We start from the raw sequence: 16,674 nt of genomic DNA on the forward strand, positions 1-16,674 counted from the left end.
CAACGACGCCCCGTTGGGATGTGAGGATGAACCTGAGCTCGCCGGCGAGTGCAACGGCAATGATGAAACGCCGGCCGACGGTTAATTAACGTTACGAGCTATCCCCATTGCCGCCAGGCACGCGGCAGGCTAGGCTGTTTAGCTCGTAGGCCGCCGCCTGGCGGCCTGAACGTTGCACAGGGAGTCTACTTTATGACGGGTATTTTGCAGTTATTCCAGGCCATCGGACTGGGTTTGGTGCTGCTGTTGCCGCTGGCCAACCCGCTGACCACGGTGGCGTTGCTGCTCGGCTTGTCCGGTAATATGACGCGCGAAGAGCGCAATCAGCAGTCGCTGATGGCCTCGGTTTATGTGTTCTGCATCATGACGGTGGCGTTTTACGCCGGGCAGGTGGTGATGAACACTTTCGGTATTTCGATCCCTGGCCTGCGCATCGCCGGCGGCCTGATCGTCGCCTTTATCGGTTTCCGCATGCTGTTCCCGCAACAAAGCGCCGATGAGGCGCCGGAGGTGGAGAGCAAGTCGCACGAGCTGCGCCACAAGACATCGGCCAACATCGCCTTCGTGCCGTTGGCCATGCCGAGCACCGCCGGGCCGGGCACCATCGCGATGATCATCAGCTCGGCGTCGAGCGTCAAAGCGAACACGCTGGGTTTTGAACCCTGGGTGCTGGCCGTGGCGCCGGTCGCCATCTTCCTGACGGTCGCGGTGATCCTGTGGGGCTGCCTGCTCAGCTCCGGCGCCATCATGCGCCTGGTGGGGAAAAGCGGCATCGAGGCGATCTCGCGCCTGATGGGCTTCCTGCTGGTGTGTATGGGGGTACAGTTCATTATCAACGGCGTGCTGGAGATCATCTCCACCTATACGCCGGCCGCCTGATCACACAAAACGGGCGCGATCGTCGCGCCCGTTGCCGTTATTTCCCCATCGGCGCCTGCGCGCCCAAAATGCCCTTGCCTTCCGGCACTTCGGTAAAGCGGCTGAGGATCTCGCTGTAGGTCTTGGCCGGATCCAGATCCGGGAACTGCGCCGGGTAGATAAACTTCGCCAGATACTCCAGCCCCACGATGTTGTACGGATGGTTGTAGAAATTATGGTAGATACCGTAGAACCGCCCCTCTTTCACCGCCGACACCTGCGCGAAGCCCGGGCGCTGTTTCATGCGGTTGAAAGCCTCATCCACCTGTTGCTGCGTCACGCCATAGCCGAACGGCACCGCGGCGTTGGTCTTGCTGGCCCACTGTGAGCCGGAAACGATGTAGGCGTCCGGTTTCATGGCGATCACTTTTTCCAGTGCCACGTCGCCGGTCGCGCCCGGCAACAGCGCAGAGCCGATGTTGCGCGCGCCGACCGCCTCGACCAGCGCCCCCCAGCCGACGTGCGCATGGGTGAAGCAGCAGGACTCCAGCCCATTCAGGCCAGCCTTGGCTTCGAAAAACACCCGCGGTTTGGGTTCCACCGCCTGCGTTTTGGCCAGAATGGCCTGATAATGCTGCTGATAATAATCGGTATATTGCTTGGCTTCGCTTTCGCGGTTGAGGGTTTCCCCCAGCAGCGTCACGCTTTTCGGCGTGTTTTCCACCGGCTTGAGCATGGTATCGATGAACAGCACCGGCACGTTCAGCGCCTTCAGCTTATCCAGCACGCCGGTTTGGCTCAGCGAAGGCTTGGAGCGCAGCTGGGCGATCATCAGATCGGGCCGCTTGGCGATCACGCTCTCCAGGTTCACTTCACCCTTATCGCTGAATCCCATATCGATGATGTTTTTCGCCCCCGGCCATTTGCTCTGCAAGATATCCCAGGTCGCCGCATCGCTTTTCTTCAGCAGGTTATTCCAGGCCACCAGCCGGCCGAACGGATTGGCGCGATCGAGCAGCGCCAGCGTGAGAATGTCGCGCCCGTCCTGCACCACGATGCGTTTCGGCTCTTGCTGGAGGGTGATCGTCTGGCCGGACGTGTCGGTCAGCGTCAGCGGATAAGTGGTGGCCATCGCCGGAGAGGCGAGCAAGGCGGCGCAAACCAGCGCCGGCAAAGTGATTCGACGGTGCACGAAAAACTCCTTAGTCATGAATACATTCAGAAAATACTAATGAGAATGGCTTGCATTATCAAAGATAACGCCCGGCATATCGGCGATTAATTGCAAAGGGATGTGTAAAGAAAGGATAAGAGGCGCGCCGGAAGCGGCGCGCCCAGGGGATCACATCAGGCCGTAGATCAGCGCCGACAGCGCAATCAGGCCCATCACCAGCACGAATACGTTGCTCGCCGCGCGGTACTGGCGCATGGCCGGCACCGCACGTACGGCGTACATCGGCAGAATGAACAGGATGGCGGCAATCAGCGGGCCGCTGATGGTTTCGATGATATGCAGCGCGCTGGGGTTCCACACCGTCGCCGCCCAGGTGAGCAGGAACAGCGCCACCGCCGAGATGCGGTGCGTCATGCGCGAGCTGAGCGGCTTGCCGACCGCGCGCGTGACGCCGTCGATCAGGCTGGTCGCCCCTTCCGTCACCCCCAGCGAAGTGCCGAGATAGGATTTGGCCATCGCCAGCATCGCCATCACCGGGCCAAGGTAGGCGATCAGCGGGTTGGAGAACTTGTTGGCCAGCGTAGTCAGCACCGTGATGTTCTGCTCTTTCGCCTGCAGCATGTCTTCATGAGACAGGCTCAGCACGCAGCTGAACACGAAGAACAGCACGGTAACGCAGATCAGCACATAGCTATAGCGCATGATGCGCGCGCAGCGGCGCTCCGCCTTGTCGCCGTACAGGCTCTTCTGGGTTGAGGCAAAGGAAGAGATGATCGGCGCATGGCTGAAGGAGAACACCATCACCGGCACGGCCAGCCACAGCGAATGCCACAACCCCGGCGTGTCGAAGCGGGTGGCGACCAGGCCGTGCACGAAGTTGGCGGTATTCCAGCTCGGCATCAGATAGAGCGAAATGCCCATCAGGAACACCAGCAGTGGGAACACCAGCATGCCCATCGCCGCCACGATGCTGTCTTTGCCGCGCAGCAGCACCAGATTGAGTACCACCACCACCGCCAGGCTCAGCCAGATGCGCGGCAGCGGGGCCACGTGGAACTGATGGATCAGGAAGCTGTCCAGCGCGTTGGTGATCGAAATGCTGTACACCAGCACGATCGGGAAGAACGCCATCAGATACAGCATCATGATGATTTTGCCGGCCAGCACGCCGAAGTGTTCCACCACCACATCGTGAATGTTGCCGTCGCGGCTGGAGCCGGAAAGCACGAAGCGGCTGAGCGCGCGGTGCGGCAAATAGGTCAGCGGGAAAGCGAACAGCGCCATCAACAGCAACACCAGCGGGCCGTTCAGGCCGGCGTTGATCGGCAAGAACAACGTACCGGCGCCCACCGCAGTCGCATAGAGACCGAACATCCAGACGGTGTCGGTTTTGTTCCATTTGGCAGGCTGAGCGGCCGTCAGCGTGCCTGAATCGGGAGAAATCGTACTCATGAGACAGTCTACCTTAATCTGCGGCGACAACGATTGCGCCTAACGGGATATCCTTCTCCGCGAGTTTTTTAATAATAATCAGTGAATTAAAGCGATATTTCATACTTACGCCTGATGAAAGGACGGCAAAGGATAATGAAAAATCCGCTGCGGGTCTATGTTTTATCGGCTGAATGAACGATTTGCGAACACAATGTGCTGAAAAAAACGGCGCACTCAGTAAAAACTAAGGGCCCCTTGCGGAGCCCTTAAGCGGTTTATTTCTTCGCGTCCGGATGGTCCGGCACCTCGGCGCTGCCCATCTCCTTCTCGTCGCGGATCATCGAGCGGTCTTTACGCACGTCGGCCACGTCGGAAGCGCTCACCGGTTTGGCGCTGTTGCCCCAGCTCGAGCGGATGAAGTTCACCACGTCCGCCACCTGCTGATCGTTCAGACGCCAGCCAAACGGCGGCATGGTGATGTTGGATACCGCCCCCTGCACCGCCGGCGTAGTGTTGCCGGTCAGCACGATGTGGATCAGCGAAGTCGCGTCCTCGGTCTGCACCACCGGATTGCCCTTCAGCGACGGGAAGGCGCGCTTGTAGCCCACGCCGTCGGTGCGATGGCAGGCCGCGCAGTTATCGACATACAGCGCCGCGCCGGGCTTGCTGTCGTCGCCGCGCCACAGATCCTTGGCCACGCTGTCTTCGACCGGCGCCGCCTGCTGCTTGCCGTCTTTCGGCGGCAGCGATTTCAGGTAGCGCGCGATGGCGGTCAGATCGTCGTCGCTCAGGTATTGCAGGCTGTGCTCCACAACGTCGCTCATGCCGCCGAACACGATCGCCTTGTCGTTACGGCCGGTTTTCAGGAACTCGGTCAGCTCGGCTTCGCTCCAGCTGCCCAGGCCATCCTTGCGGTCGCCGCGCAGGCTGGAAGCCACCCACCCGTCGATCGGCGCGTTGCTGCCGGACAGGTAGTCGTCGCTTTCGCTGTTGCTCAGCGCTTTTTCCTGCATGGTGATGCTGCGCGGGGTATGGCAGGCACCGCAGTGGCCCAGGCCTTCCACCAGGTAGCGTCCGCGTTCAATCACCGGATCGGCCTTGGCGTCGGCAACGAAATCCGCCGGCGACGGCGCAAACATGCCGCGCCAGATGCTCAGCGGCCAGCGCATCGACAGCGGCCACGGGATGTCGGAGTCCTTGTTGGCCTGTTCCACCGGCTGCACGCCGTGCATGAAATAGGCATACATGGCGCGCATGTCGTCCTCTTTCACCAACGCGAACGACGGGTACGGCATCGCCGGGTACAGGGTGCTGCCGTTTTTGGCTACGCCCTTACGCACCGCGTTGTCGAAATCCTCGAAGCTGTAATCGCCGATGCCGGTTTTCTTGTCCGGCGTGATGTTGGTCGAGTAGATGGTGCCGATCGGCGTCTCCATCGCCAGGCCGCCGGCGAAGGTTTTGCCGTTCTTGCCATCGGTATGACAGGCCACGCAGTCACCGGCGCGCGCCAGGTACTCGCCGCGCTTGATCAGCTCGCTGCTGACGGTGGCGTCCTGCGCCCAAACGGAAAAACTCACTGCACTGAGAACCAGTGCCGGTACAAATGCTTTCATCGTTCGCCGTCCTTATGCCTGCACCAATGGGCCTGGGTTTTTCAGATACTGCTCGCGAATGGCGCGGGCAGACCAGTAAGCCAGCGCCGCCACGGTGCCGGTCGGGTTGTAGCCCAGCCCTTGCGGGAAGGCCGATGCGCCGATCGAGAACACGTTGTGCACGTCCCAGCTCTGCAGATAGCGGTTGACCGCGCTGGTCTTCGGATCTTCCCCCATCACCGCACCGCCGTTCATGTGGGTAGTCTGGTAGCTGGTGGTGTCGAAGTGGCTGTTGGCGTTTTTCGGGCTGCCGGCGATCAGTTTCGGGTTCATCGCCTTGGCGATCGGCGCCATCTTGTCGTACATGAACTGCGCCATCTTGATGTCGTTTTCCTGCCAGTCGAACGTCATGCGCAGCAGCGGCTGGCCAAAGACGTTCTTGTAGTTGGGATCGAGATCCAGATAGTTATTGCGGTACGACTGGTGCGCGCCGTGGGCGTCCATCGAGACGTGATGGGTGTAGGCATCCGCCACCGCCGCTTTCCACTTGCTGCCCCAGGCCGGGGTGCCCGGCGGGGTCGGCAGGCCGGAGATCGGCTTGGTGCCCGCCTGGTTGACCCAGAATGGCGAACCGCCGACGAAGCCTTCTTTGGCGTGATCGAAGTTGTCGGCGTTGAAGTCGTCCACGCCCACGCCGTTGCCGCCGGCGCCGATGAACGGGTTGGTGAAGACGTCTTTATCGAAGAACGCCTTGATGGTGGTCATGTTCTGGTAGGCGAAGTTGCGCCCGACCACCCCTTCGCCGGTTACCGGATCGTAAGGCTTGCCGATGCCGGACAGCAGCATCAGGTGCACGTTGTGGAACTGGAACGCGCCCAGGATCACCAGATCGGCCGGCTGTTCAATCTCGCGGCCCTGCGCATCGACGTAGTTCACGCCGGTGGCGCGGGATTTGTCGTCGGTCAGGTTGACCTTCAGCACGTTGGCGTTGGTGCGCAGCTCGAAGCGTTTCTCCATGCGCAGCGCCGGCAAGATGTTGACGTTCGGCGAGGCCTTGGAATACATGTAGCAGGCGTAGCCGCTGCAGAAACCGCAGAAGTTGCACGGGCCCATCTGCGCGCCGTACGGGTTGGTGTAAGAATCCGAGGTGTTGGCGGACGGCAGGTTGTAAGGGTGGTAACCCACCTCCAGCGCCGCTTTCTCGAACAGCTGAGCGGAGTAGGTATTTTTCTGCGCCGGCAGCGGGAAGTCGTCGGAGCGATCCGGCGCAAAGCGGTTACCGCCCTTCTGCGCCACTTTCTGCCCTTTGATGGTCCAGGCGGTACCGGAGGTGCCGAACACTTTCTCCGCCTTGTCGAAGAACGGCTCCAGCTCGTCGTAAGTCACGCCGAAGTCCTGGATGGTCATGTCCTTCGGAATGAAGTTTTTGCCGTAACGCTCTTCATAATGGCTGCGCATGCGCAGTTCGATCGGATCGACGCGGAAATGCACGCCCGACCAGTGCAGGCCGGCGCCGCCGACGCCGGTGCCCGGCAGGAACGCCGCCAGCTGGCGGTAAGGCACCGCGGTCTGGCTGCTGTTATGGCGAATGGTGACGGTGCTTTTCGACAGATCCTGGAACAGCTTGCGCCGAATGTTATAGGTCAGCTCGTCGATCACCTGCGGGTAAGAACCGTCCGGATAGGTGTCGCGCATCGGGCCGCGCTCCAGCGCCACCACGTTGAGGCCGGCCTCGGTCAGCTCTTTGGCCATGATCGCGCCCACCCAGCCGAAGCCGACGATCACCGCGTCTACTTTTTTCATTACCGTTGCCATGGTTAGCCCCTCTCCCCACGAATCGAGACCGGCGGGAAGGGATAACGCTCCCCTCGCTCAACCCAGTCCATAAAATCGGCGCGCGCGCCCGGAAAATTAATCAGCTTCCAACCCACCATGTCTTTGTTGCCGCCATGGATAGGATCGCTGAAGAAACCTTCGCGGGTGTTTTGCAGCAGATAGGAGAAGAACAGTTTCGACGGCAGTTGCTGGAACTCCGCCTCGCCGGACTCGAACTTTTGCAGCAGAGCGTCCTGCTGCGCGCCATCCAGTTTGGCGAAGGGCTTGCCGGCGGTTTTCTTGCTGTAGGCGTCGGCGTCTGCGATGCCGAGGTTGTAGATTTGCTTGGGCACCAGCGGCAGCTGATAGCCCATCTCCTTCGGCACATCGGGGTTGAACGGCCCCTGCATGTACCAGATGGAGCCGGTGGCGTACGGGGTGTTCATCTGACGATCGATAAACTCCGGCACGCCGGCTTCCAGCGCGCCGGGGCCGCGATCGTCGGCCGGGATCAGGCGCGCGACGGCGGCCTTGATGAAGGCCCACTCTTCCGGGGTGAAAAAGGTCGGTTGGTAATCGTTCTGCGTTGAGGTGTTCGAGGCTGCGACCGCCGGTGTCGGTGCCGTCAGCGCGCCAACGCCGCTGCCACCAATTACCGCCGCAGGAATTAAGGTCATCGATTTCAACAAGAAATCGCGCCGCGAATTGTTGGTTTTATGATTCGACATGTCACATTCCATCCAAAGATAGTCACAACTATTTAACCGCAACCTTGCGATCGATACGGGTTTTTAAAATAATTTGTTACTTATTTGTATATTTATTGAAGGTCAGAATGCGTACAAAAGCAAAAATGTTACCGGTAACTTATTGAATGAACGTAAAGATTTATCTGCTAACGTAAATTTAACTTTTTGTGCGGTTTTTCCGATAAGCGGTGAGGAAATAACGAAAAATGAGAGGTGGGTCGCGCGCTGGAACGGTGCCGAAAACAAAATCGGCCGCGTTCAGCGGCCGACTCGACAAAAGAGAGGATTACTGCGACATCGCCTGATAGGCGGTGGTCACCTTCCACAAATAGCGCGGCGCCTGCGGTGCCGGGTGCTTTTTCTGGATGTGCTGATAAAACTCATCCGGGCTCATCTGATTGATGCGATTGACCGCCACGCGCTTGTCCGAAGAGAAGGTGCGCAACATGGCGCCCGCCCCGTTCACGTACGAAACGATGGTGGCGTAACGCAAAGTCTGTGGATTGTTGATTCCGGCTAGCTGCTGGCTTTGAAGAATATTGATATAGGCCGTTCCCAGATCAATATTGACCGCCGGATCCTTCAGCTCACGCGAGCTGGGTTGCCCGCTTCGTCCCTTCATGCGATAGGCGTCGCGACCGGCGGTAGAAGCCTTAAGCTGCATCAATCCCACTGCGTTCGAGGTGCTGACCACGTTCGGGTTAAACCCGGACTCCACCTGAATAATCGCTTTAATCAGCGTTTCGTCAACGCCATAGTTGCTGGCCGCCTGACGAATGTAATCGTTATAAGCAACCGGGGTGCCCGTGCGGTTTACCGGTGCCTGCGGAGGGGGTTTTAACCAACCGCCGCGCGTTGTGCCACTGCCTGAAATATTGCTTGCCGTTTGCGGGTCTTTGGCGCACCCCGACAAAAGTAAAATTGCCGTAAGGCAACCTATTTTTGTTTTCACAGAATCCCTCACTCCTTTCAATGAGTTGCGTAGCATATACAACTTGTAAGGACACCTGCAGTAATTTTTTGGGCTAATCTCAAGCTATCCATATACCAAGAGGTGATTTATGAGTCAATCTGCAACAAGCTGCTTTGTGGTGACTTTTCGCTATCAGGAAGAGGGATTAACCGACCTGGCGAAGCTGACCGGGCAATTGACGCGCGAGGGTTTTGTCACGTCGGTGACAGACGAAAATGGCGTTCACCACGAACTCGGCAGCAACAGTTTTGCGTTCATAACCGTGCTGGATCAAGAGGATGTACTGCGCCTGGCGCAGGGGTTCGGGCAGTTGGCATTGGGAAAACAGCCGGAGGTGGCGATATGCAGCTGTGAGGACTACCTTCAGCGGTTACATACTGATACATAAAATGCTATAACTCCCCGGACGGTATTATTTTTCAGTTGGAGAAATACCCCGCCGGCGGTGGGCAAGTGGCGCTTGACTTCGCTTCAATTGATATTGATAATCATTTTCATTTGAACCAGGAGACGTCATCATGCCATTGATAAGTTGCGCTTTTCGTCGCAGTCGCCCTTCCCGCTCTGCCGCATTGTTACGCCCTTTCATGCTCGCCTGCCTGCTGCTCGGCGCCGCCTTGGTCAGCCAAAACGCGCTGGCGGAAAAAAAGCTGCGCGTGGTGACCACCTTCACCATCATTCAGGATATCGCCCAGAACGTGGCCGGTGACGCCGCCGTGGTGGAATCCATCACCAAGCCGGGCGCCGAGATCCACGACTATCAACCGACTCCGCGCGACATCGTCAAGGCACAGCACGCCGACCTGATCCTGTGGAACGGCATGAACCTGGAGCGCTGGTTCCAGCGTTTCTTCGAAAACATCAAACAGGTGCCGGCGGCGGTAGTCACCGAAGGCATTACCCCGCTGCCGATCCGCGAAGGGCCCTATAACGGCAACCCGAACCCGCATGCCTGGATGTCGCCAAGCAACGCGCTGGTGTATATCGAGAATATCCGCAAGGCGCTGGTGGAGCACGATCCGGCCAATGCGGAAACCTATAACCGCAACGCCAAGGCCTACGCAGAGAAAATCGGCGCGCTGGACGCCCCGCTGCGCGAACGCCTGGCGCGCATTCCGGCCGCACAGCGCTGGCTGGTGACCAGTGAAGGTGCCTTCAGCTACCTGGCGCAGGACTATCAGTTGAAAGAGGTTTATCTGTGGCCGATCAACGCCGATGAGCAAGGCTCGCCGCAGCAGGTGCGCCGGGTGATCGACGCCGTGCGCGCCCACCATATTCCGGTGGTGTTCAGCGAGAGCACCATTTCCGACAAGCCGGCCAGGCAGGTGGCGAAAGAAACCGGCGCCAAATACGGCGGCGTGCTGTACGTGGACTCGCTGTCCACCCGCGATGGCCCGGTGCCGACCTACATCGACCTGCTTAACACCACCGTGCAAACCATCGCCAAAGGATTCGATCAATGACCCATGAACCGTTTGTCCGCCCTGAATTGAACGTGGACGACGTCACCGTAACCTACAACAACGGGCACACCGCCATTCACAACGCCAGCTTTACCCTGAGCGGCGGTTCGATCTGTGCGCTGGTCGGCGTCAACGGCAGCGGCAAATCGACGTTGTTCAAAAGCATCATGGGCCTGGTCAGGCCCACCGCCGGCCAGGTGTCGCTGAGCGACAGGCCGGTGGCGGACGCGCTGAAAAAGAACCTGATCGCCTACGTGCCGCAGACCGAAGACGTCGACTGGAACTTCCCGGTGCTGGTGGAGGACGTGGTAATGATGGGCCGCTACGGCAAGATGAACTTCCTGCGCATTCCGTCACGTGAGGACAGGTTGCGGGTCGACAAGGCGCTAGAGCGCGTCGGCCTGAGCGAGCTGCGCGGCCGGCAGATCGGCGAGCTGTCCGGCGGCCAGAAGAAGCGCGTATTTCTGGCGCGCGCGCTGGCGCAACAGGGCACGGTGCTGCTGCTGGATGAGCCTTTCACCGGCGTGGATGTGAAAACCGAGAATGCGATTATCGAGCTGCTGCGCGCGCTGCGCGACGAGGGCCATCTCATTTTGGTCTCCACCCACAACCTCGGCAGCGTGCCGGAGTTTTGCGATCGGGTGATCCTCATCAACCGCACGGTGCTGGCCGCCGGCCCGACCGAGACCACCTTCACCCAGAGCAACCTGGAGCAGGCGTTCGGCGGCGTGCTGCGCCATATCAACCTTTCCGGCCCGGATCTGCACGACGACAACGATCCGCGCACCGTCACGGTGTTGACCGACGATGAACGCCCGGCGGTGTTCTACGGCCACACCAAAAGCGATCCGCCGGCCAACAGCCAGGCCAGGGAGAAACAATCCTGATGCTGGACCTTCTGCTGCAACCTTTCAGTTACAACTACATGGTGAAGGCCATCTGGGTCAGCGCCATCGTCGGCGCCGCCTGCGCGTTCCTGTCCGCCTACCTGATGCTGAAAGGGTGGTCGCTGATGGGCGATGCGCTGTCGCACTCGGTGGTGCCCGGCGTGGCCGGCGCCTACGCCCTCGGTCTGCCCTACGCCGCCGGCGCCTTCTTCACCGGCATGCTGGCGGCGCTGGCGATGACGCTGGTGCGCCACATCACCCGGCTGCGCGAAGACGCCATCATCGGCTTTATCTTCTCCACCTTCTTCGCCGTCGGCCTGCTGATCGTGTCGCTCAACCCCACCTCGGTCAACGTACAGTCGATCATCTTCGGCAATATCCTCGGCATCGCCGACGAAGACGTGCTGCAGGTGGAAATCATCATCGGCGTTTCGCTGCTGATCCTGTGCCTGGTGTGGAAAGATCTGCTGGCGGTGTTCTTCGACGAAAGCCACGCGGTGTCGATCGGCCTGTCGCCGCTGAAGCTGAAGATCCTGTTCTTCACCCTGCTCAGCGCCTGCACCGTCGCCGCGCTGCAAACCGTCGGCGCCATTCTGGTGATCGCCATGGTGATCACGCCGGGCGCCACCGCCTACCTGCTGACCGACCGATTCAGCCGGCTGGTGATCATCGCCATCATCATCGGCGCATTGACCAGCGGCATCGGCGCCTACCTGAGTTTCTTCCTCGACGGCGCCACCGGCGGGGTGATCGTCACCCTGCAAACGCTGGTATTCCTGGCGGCGTTCTTCTTCGCGCCGAAACACGGCCTGCTGGCATCCCGGCGCCGCGTGGCACATTCGCAAACCGGAGGCCGCTGATGGACACCCTGTATCAACTGCTCAGCGAACCCTTCGCCTACCCGTTCATGCAGCGGGCGATCGTCGCAGCCATCGTTACCGGCGTGGTGTGTGCCGTGCTCTCCTGCTATCTAGTGCTCAAGGGCTGGTCGCTGATGGGCGACGCCATCTCGCACGCCGTCTTGCCCGGCATCGTAGTGGCGTTCGTGGTCGGCATCCCGCTGGCGATCGGCGCCTTCCTCTCCGGCATTTTTTGCGCGGTAGCCACCGGCTACCTGAAAGAGAACAGCCGGGTGAAAGAGGACACGGTGATGGGCATCGTCTTTTCCGGCATGTTCGCCTTCGGCCTGGTGCTGTTCTCGCGCATCGATACCGACCAGCACCTGAGCCACATTCTGTTCGGCAACATGCTGGGCATTACCGACGGCGAACTGAAGCAAACCCTGCTGATCGCCGGCATCACCCTGGCGGTGGTGCTGCTCAAGCGCAAAGACTTCATGCTGTACTGCTTCGATCCGCACCATGCGCGGGTGATTGGCCTGCCCGTCAAGCTGCTGCACTACGGATTACTGTGCCTGCTGGCGATGACCATCGTCGCCTCGCTGCAGGCCGTGGGGGTGATCCTGGTGATCGCCATGCTGATCGCCCCCGGCATCATCGCCTTTATGCTGTGCCGCCGCTTCGACCGCATGCTGATGGTGGCGACGGTGGTGTCGGTGTTCTCCTGCGTGCTCGGCACCCTGATCAGCTTCCACATCGACGGCGCCACCGGCCCCTGCATCGTCATCGTGCAGGCCGTGCTGTTCGTGATCGCCTTGTTGTACAGTAAATTACGCCCGTTACAGCGTAACCAAAGCGCGCTCACCGGCGGTTAATTCCCCCGATGCGGCGAAGCCTTCTACTCGCCGCATCACATTCCCCCCGCTCATTCCGTCGTTGTCATCAAGTTGCAATCGGTATTGCGCTTAAATTAATCAATAGGGTATATACTTTGAGCTGGCGAGGCGCTGAAAAAATCGCCGCCTTTGACGCCGGCTGTGCGCCGCGTCGTGTTTTCACCACGGGAAAGACGCTAACCTAATGAATTATCAGGCAGCACAGAGGGGGACATACCATGTGGCAAGCCGTTAGCCGTCTGTTAAGTGAACATCTTGGCAGCGCAGAGATACGCGAAAGGATTGAACTGCCCGGGGGCGACATTCATCCGGCGTGGCGCGTGAGTTACGGTGACAACGAGGTGTTCGTGAAATGCGACGCCCGTGAACAACTGCCGATATTCACCGCCGAGGCCGATCAGCTGGCGTTGCTGGCGCGCAGCAAAAGCGTGCGGGTGCCGGAAGTGTACGGCGTCGGCAGCGATCGCGACTACAGCTTCCTGCTGCTGGAGTATCAGCAGCTGAAACCCCTCGATGCTCACGGCGCCTACTGCCTGGGCCAGCAGCTGGCGCATTTGCACCAGTGGAGCGAGCAACCGCAGTTCGGTCTCGACTTCGACAGCGATCTGACCACCACCCCGCAACCCAACGCCTGGCAACGCCGCTGGTCGGAATTCTTCGCCGAGCAGCGCATCGGCTGGCAGCTGCAGCTGGCGGCGGAAAAAGGCATGACCTTCGGCGACATCGACGACATCGTCGATCGGGTCTATCTGCGCTTGCAGCACCACCAGCCGCAGCCTTCCCTGCTGCACGGCAACCTGTGGCCGGGCAACTGCGCGATGACCGCCCACGGGCCGATACTGTTCGATCCGGCCAGCTACTGGGGCGACCGAGAGTGCGATTTGGCGATGCTGCCGCTGTATCCGGAGCTGCCGCCGCAGATCTACGACGGCTATCAGAGCGTATGGCCGCTGGGGGCCGGGTTTATCGAGCGCCAGCCGCTGTATCAGCTGTACTACCTGCTCAACCGCAGCAACCTGTTCGGCGGCCAGCATTTGGTGGCTGCGCAACGTGCGGTGGAGGCGCTGTTGCAGCCGGAAGCGTCATAACGTTCCGGGGCGCCGAGCGGCGCCCCGTTCATGGCTCAGGCCGCGCCGGCCAACTGCCCCAACAGGCGGATCACGAACCAGGCGATCACCGCAATCACAATCGGCAGGATGTACAGTGGAAAGTACTGCAGGAAAATGGTGTGGTGCGGCAGCGTGATGCGTTCCTCCAGTTGCTGACGCGTGTGCCCTTCGCTGCCCTTGGCCTGCTCCAGGATCATCTGATCTTCCAGTCCTTCGCGAATGAACTTGACCTGACGCGACATGCGCGCGCCGGAAGCCTGCAATGCCAGCCCGACGAAGATCAATATATAGATGATGATGAACATCAAATTGGCGCCGCTGAACAGGCTTTTATCCACGTCCGGCACCGGCGAGTTGTACCAGAAAAGGTTCAAGAACGGCGTATTGAAACGCACCATGTCCACCATCACGTGGACAAAATCCAGCATCACTGCGTTGATGCCCTTGGTTTTTTCACTGTGCTGATAGATAAAGCCCAGCACGGAAATCAGCGTCGACAGCAACGCCGGGATAAAAACCACCCATCCGAGAATGCGTTTCAAAATGGCGATACGCCCGGCCTGTTGATACGTCATGTGTTCCCCTTGTTAGCGACGTAACCGAATCGGCTAAGTCTACCTGCAGTTGGCGAAACTCGCCCACCGTTTTCTTCATTCCCGCTGTGCTACAAGCTTAGCCGAATTCGCCGAAATCAACTGCTTAACGACATCCGGGCACTATCATTGAAGAGATAACGTTATCCGTTTAGCCAGAGGCCGCCATGATTCGACTGATTATCTTATTGCTGGGCGCGCAGGCGCTGCACGGCCAGCGCCGCCTGCTGGTGCTGTTCGGTTGGCTGTGGATAGCCGCAGGGGCGCTGATGCTGATCGACATACTACAGGATGGCCGGTCCGTGCTGGCGCTGGATGCGCTGGCGGTCATCCTGGCGCTGGAGGGGCTGGTGGCGATATCCGCCGCGCTGGTGATCGGCTCTTCGGCCAGCAGGCCGGTGCTGCTGAAAGGATTAGGTTTTGTCTTTATGGCCTTTTTAACGTTGGACGTGCCCGCAGACGATAACATCGTCGCCACCGTGGTGTTTGGCAGCGCGCTACTGCTTGACGGCGCCGTGCGCATCGCCTCCTCCACGGTGATTCAGCACAGTCGATGGAAAGGCGTGGCGCTGGCGGGCGGCGGCGAGATCCTGCTTTCGTTGATGATCTTTGTCGGCTGGCCGGCGCCGCACCGGATGACGGTGCCCTTTTGCCTCGGCGTGATGATGGTGCTTTCCGGCTGGGCTCTATTGCGTATCGCCCGCAGACTGACAAACTTCTCTCTGAATCAGCACCCCGCTCGGCAGCCATCCTCCCCGGCGGATGAAACCACGCCGCTCACGGTGTATGTCTGGACACCGATTGGCGCGGCGAAAGATCCGCGCCGGCGTTACATCGTCGACCGATACATCGCGGCGGTCGACGGCGGCGGCAATATCTCCACCGGTCACGCCGCCCTGGCGCTCGCGCCGGACGTGTATATCAGCCACTACCCGCTCAACGACATCAGCCATTCCGTTCAGGATTTCCGTCAGTTGCTGCATGCAGGCGAACAGAACAACGTCGACGGGCGTTTCCTGCCCGACCTGGCGGGCGAGATCGCCGCCTGGTGCCCACCGGACAAGAAAATTCAATTCTACCGCTATAACCCGGCGGCGCTGCGCGCATTCTGGCTGCGTTATCGGCAGGACGCCACCTACAATCTGACCCGGCGCAACTGCTCCACTACGGTCATCGGCGCGCTCGACAGCGCGTTGGAAGGCGTGCTGGGCGATAAACATCTGTGGCGCCGTTTTCTGCTGCTGGTGCTGGATCCCAACCTGTGGATGCTGGCGGTACTGCGCAGCCGCGGTGAAAGCATGACCTGGACGCCGGGGTTGGTGCTGGACTATGCGCGCATGTTGCAACAGGTCACCGAGCGTCAACACCAGCGCTGGTGGCTAAAATTGCGCGAGGTGTGGAATATCCTGCGTTTTGGCAAAAGCCAAACGCGCAGGCAAAGGTTTTAGTCTCGTCACCGGCGATGATAAAGTGTCGGGCACATTCACCCGCGCCGGCAGGAGTTAACCGCTAATGGCTTATTCGCAACGCATTGAAACCGCAATTTTTGATATGGACGGCTTGTTGATCGACTCGGAACCGCTGTGGCTGCAGGCCGAGCTGGATATCTTCGGCGCGCTGGGCTTGGATCTGTCCGACCGTCACAAGCTACCGGACACGCTGGGGCTGCGCATCGATCTGGTGGTGAAAATGTGGTACCAGGCGATGCCGTGGCAAGGGGTTACGCTTGATGAGGTGTCGGCGCGGATTATCGAGCGCGCCATCGAGCTGGTGCACGAGACGCGCCCGCTGCTGCCTGGCGTCCGGCAGGCGCTGGAGCTGTGCCGCAGCCAGGGACTGAACATCGGTCTCGCCTCCGCCTCGCCGCTGCACATGCAACGGCAGGTGCTGAAGATGTTCGATCTTGAAGGCTACTTCGATCAATTGGTTTCCGCCGAATACCTGCCGTACAGCAAACCGCATCCGGAGGTCTACCTGATCGCCGCCGAACGCCTGGGCAGCGATCCGCTGCGCTGCATCACGCTGGAAGACTCCTTTAACGGCATGATCGCCACCAAGGCCGCGCGCATGCGCTCCATCGTGATCCCGGCCGCCGAATACCGCCACGACCCGCGCTGGGCGCTGGCGGATCACCAGTTGGAGACCCTCGAACAGCTCACCCCTGCCCACTTTGCCTGATTCTGCGGCGCCGGCCACCGGCGCTCTGGGTTTGCCGCTCTGCGGCATAAAAGGGATCCGCACCGCAAAATAAACGAAACACCGTTTCATTTTATTGAATTGGCGTGACGTTCT

16 protein-coding genes are annotated in these 16,674 nt (G+C 60.0%); 9 read left to right on the plus strand and 7 right to left on the minus strand.

The annotated features are described in order from the left end of the window. The first annotated feature begins 192 nt into the window (after positions 1 to 192). Positions 193 to 879 carry a MarC family NAAT transporter gene (locus ACJ8IJ_RS18640; RefSeq protein ID WP_004931428.1) on the plus strand — a complete coding sequence of 229 codons (687 nt, stop codon included), beginning with the start codon at positions 193 to 195 and terminating at the stop codon, positions 877 to 879. Positions 880 to 916: 37 nt separating this feature from the next. Here ACJ8IJ_RS18640 and ACJ8IJ_RS18645 read toward each other — a convergent pair whose 3' ends face one another. The 6 genes from ACJ8IJ_RS18645 to ACJ8IJ_RS18670 all read right to left on the minus strand — a co-directional run bounded on the left by ACJ8IJ_RS18645 (position 917) and on the right by ACJ8IJ_RS18670 (position 8,574). Then, positions 917 to 2,050 (minus strand): ABC transporter substrate-binding protein, encoded by a 1,134-nt coding sequence (locus ACJ8IJ_RS18645; protein ID WP_049186298.1) that lies wholly within the window; start codon positions 2,048 to 2,050, stop codon positions 917 to 919. Positions 2,051 to 2,200: 150 nt separating this feature from the next. Continuing rightward, positions 2,201 to 3,484, minus strand: a complete 1,284-nt coding sequence (locus ACJ8IJ_RS18650) for a septum site-determining protein (protein ID WP_021505488.1) — start codon at positions 3,482 to 3,484, stop codon at positions 2,201 to 2,203. Between the two features lie 257 nt (positions 3,485 to 3,741). Next, positions 3,742 to 5,079, minus strand: coding sequence for a c-type cytochrome (locus ACJ8IJ_RS18655; protein ID WP_004931431.1), 1,338 nt, complete (start codon positions 5,077 to 5,079; stop codon positions 3,742 to 3,744). A gap of 12 nt (positions 5,080 to 5,091) precedes the next feature. Then, positions 5,092 to 6,873, minus strand: coding sequence for a GMC family oxidoreductase (locus ACJ8IJ_RS18660; protein ID WP_004931432.1), 1,782 nt, complete (start codon positions 6,871 to 6,873; stop codon positions 5,092 to 5,094). 2 nt (positions 6,874 to 6,875) lie between these two features. Beyond that, positions 6,876 to 7,601 carry a gluconate 2-dehydrogenase subunit 3 family protein gene (locus ACJ8IJ_RS18665; protein WP_442518440.1) on the minus strand — a complete coding sequence of 242 codons (726 nt, stop codon included), beginning with the start codon at positions 7,599 to 7,601 and terminating at the stop codon, positions 6,876 to 6,878. A 307-nt stretch (positions 7,602 to 7,908) separates the two neighbouring features. Continuing rightward, positions 7,909 to 8,574, minus strand: coding sequence for a transglycosylase SLT domain-containing protein (locus tag ACJ8IJ_RS18670; RefSeq protein ID WP_004931439.1), 666 nt, complete (start codon positions 8,572 to 8,574; stop codon positions 7,909 to 7,911). Between the two features lie 109 nt (positions 8,575 to 8,683). Between ACJ8IJ_RS18670 and ghoS the strand changes: the two genes are divergently transcribed. From ghoS to ACJ8IJ_RS18700, 6 genes are all read left to right on the plus strand, one after another. After that, positions 8,684 to 8,983 carry a type V toxin-antitoxin system endoribonuclease antitoxin GhoS gene (gene ghoS, locus ACJ8IJ_RS18675; protein WP_015377688.1) on the plus strand — a complete coding sequence of 100 codons (300 nt, stop codon included), beginning with the start codon at positions 8,684 to 8,686 and terminating at the stop codon, positions 8,981 to 8,983. A 130-nt stretch (positions 8,984 to 9,113) separates the two neighbouring features. Then, complete coding sequence (locus ACJ8IJ_RS18680) at positions 9,114 to 10,058, plus strand: metal ABC transporter substrate-binding protein (RefSeq protein WP_031300483.1); 945 nt, start codon at positions 9,114 to 9,116, stop codon at positions 10,056 to 10,058. Beyond that, a complete protein-coding gene (locus ACJ8IJ_RS18685) occupies positions 10,055 to 10,945 on the plus strand; it encodes a manganese/iron ABC transporter ATP-binding protein (protein ID WP_286094094.1) in 891 nt (296 codons plus the stop codon). Before ACJ8IJ_RS18680 ends, ACJ8IJ_RS18685 begins: the two co-directional genes overlap by 4 nt. Further along, positions 10,945 to 11,805, plus strand: coding sequence for an iron/manganese ABC transporter permease subunit YfeC (gene yfeC, locus ACJ8IJ_RS18690; RefSeq protein ID WP_015377686.1), 861 nt, complete (start codon positions 10,945 to 10,947; stop codon positions 11,803 to 11,805). Before ACJ8IJ_RS18685 ends, yfeC begins: the two co-directional genes overlap by 1 nt. Further along, positions 11,805 to 12,659, plus strand: a complete 855-nt coding sequence (locus ACJ8IJ_RS18695) for a metal ABC transporter permease (protein WP_044031363.1) — start codon at positions 11,805 to 11,807, stop codon at positions 12,657 to 12,659. The genes yfeC and ACJ8IJ_RS18695 overlap by 1 nt, the downstream gene beginning before the upstream one ends. Before the next feature lie 239 nt (positions 12,660 to 12,898). Then, complete coding sequence (locus ACJ8IJ_RS18700; protein WP_004931452.1) at positions 12,899 to 13,768, plus strand: fructosamine kinase family protein; 870 nt, start codon at positions 12,899 to 12,901, stop codon at positions 13,766 to 13,768. Between the two features lie 35 nt (positions 13,769 to 13,803). Here the strand turns inward: ACJ8IJ_RS18700 and ACJ8IJ_RS18705 are convergent, their stop codons facing one another. Next, positions 13,804 to 14,364 (minus strand): YniB family protein, encoded by a 561-nt coding sequence (locus ACJ8IJ_RS18705; protein WP_004931453.1) that lies wholly within the window; start codon positions 14,362 to 14,364, stop codon positions 13,804 to 13,806. 185 nt (positions 14,365 to 14,549) lie between these two features. Between ACJ8IJ_RS18705 and ACJ8IJ_RS18710 the strand changes: the two genes are divergently transcribed. Further along, positions 14,550 to 15,830: an HdeD family acid-resistance protein gene (locus tag ACJ8IJ_RS18710; RefSeq protein WP_442518441.1), complete on the plus strand. Its 1,281-nt coding sequence runs from the start codon at positions 14,550 to 14,552 to the stop codon at positions 15,828 to 15,830. 64 nt (positions 15,831 to 15,894) lie between these two features. Then, the gene (gene hxpB / locus ACJ8IJ_RS18715) at positions 15,895 to 16,560 is read left to right on the plus strand and encodes a hexitol phosphatase HxpB (RefSeq protein WP_172574666.1); all 666 of its coding nucleotides are present in this window, start codon (positions 15,895 to 15,897) and stop codon (positions 16,558 to 16,560) included. The last annotated feature ends 114 nt before the right edge of the window (positions 16,561 to 16,674 follow it).

The organism is Serratia sp. CY40230, assembly GCF_052168835.1.
Lineage (GTDB): Bacteria > Pseudomonadota > Gammaproteobacteria > Enterobacterales > Enterobacteriaceae > Serratia > Serratia nematodiphila.

Bases quoted from the DNA above. Each gene is read 5' to 3' on its own strand.
- ACJ8IJ_RS18650 (WP_021505488.1), bottom strand. From the start codon at position 3,484: ATGAGTACGATTTCTCCCGATTCAGGCACGCTGACGGCCGCTCAGCCT.
- ACJ8IJ_RS18680 (WP_031300483.1), top strand. From the start codon at position 9,114: ATGCCATTGATAAGTTGCGCTTTTCGTCGCAGTCGCCCTTCCCGCTCT.
- ACJ8IJ_RS18665 (WP_442518440.1), bottom strand. From the start codon at position 7,601: ATGTCGAATCATAAAACCAACAATTCGCGGCGCGATTTCTTGTTGAAA.
- ACJ8IJ_RS18685 (WP_286094094.1), top strand. From the start codon at position 10,055: ATGACCCATGAACCGTTTGTCCGCCCTGAATTGAACGTGGACGACGTC.
- ACJ8IJ_RS18700 (WP_004931452.1), top strand. From the start codon at position 12,899: ATGTGGCAAGCCGTTAGCCGTCTGTTAAGTGAACATCTTGGCAGCGCA.
- ACJ8IJ_RS18710 (WP_442518441.1), top strand. From the start codon at position 14,550: ATGATTCGACTGATTATCTTATTGCTGGGCGCGCAGGCGCTGCACGGC.
- ACJ8IJ_RS18705 (WP_004931453.1), bottom strand. From the start codon at position 14,364: ATGACGTATCAACAGGCCGGGCGTATCGCCATTTTGAAACGCATTCTC.
- yfeC (WP_015377686.1), top strand. From the start codon at position 10,945: ATGCTGGACCTTCTGCTGCAACCTTTCAGTTACAACTACATGGTGAAG.
- ACJ8IJ_RS18695 (WP_044031363.1), top strand. From the start codon at position 11,805: ATGGACACCCTGTATCAACTGCTCAGCGAACCCTTCGCCTACCCGTTC.
- ACJ8IJ_RS18660 (WP_004931432.1), bottom strand. From the start codon at position 6,873: ATGGCAACGGTAATGAAAAAAGTAGACGCGGTGATCGTCGGCTTCGGC.
- ghoS (WP_015377688.1), top strand. From the start codon at position 8,684: ATGAGTCAATCTGCAACAAGCTGCTTTGTGGTGACTTTTCGCTATCAG.
- ACJ8IJ_RS18640 (WP_004931428.1), top strand. From the start codon at position 193: ATGACGGGTATTTTGCAGTTATTCCAGGCCATCGGACTGGGTTTGGTG.
- ACJ8IJ_RS18655 (WP_004931431.1), bottom strand. From the start codon at position 5,079: ATGAAAGCATTTGTACCGGCACTGGTTCTCAGTGCAGTGAGTTTTTCC.
- hxpB (WP_172574666.1), top strand. From the start codon at position 15,895: ATGGCTTATTCGCAACGCATTGAAACCGCAATTTTTGATATGGACGGC.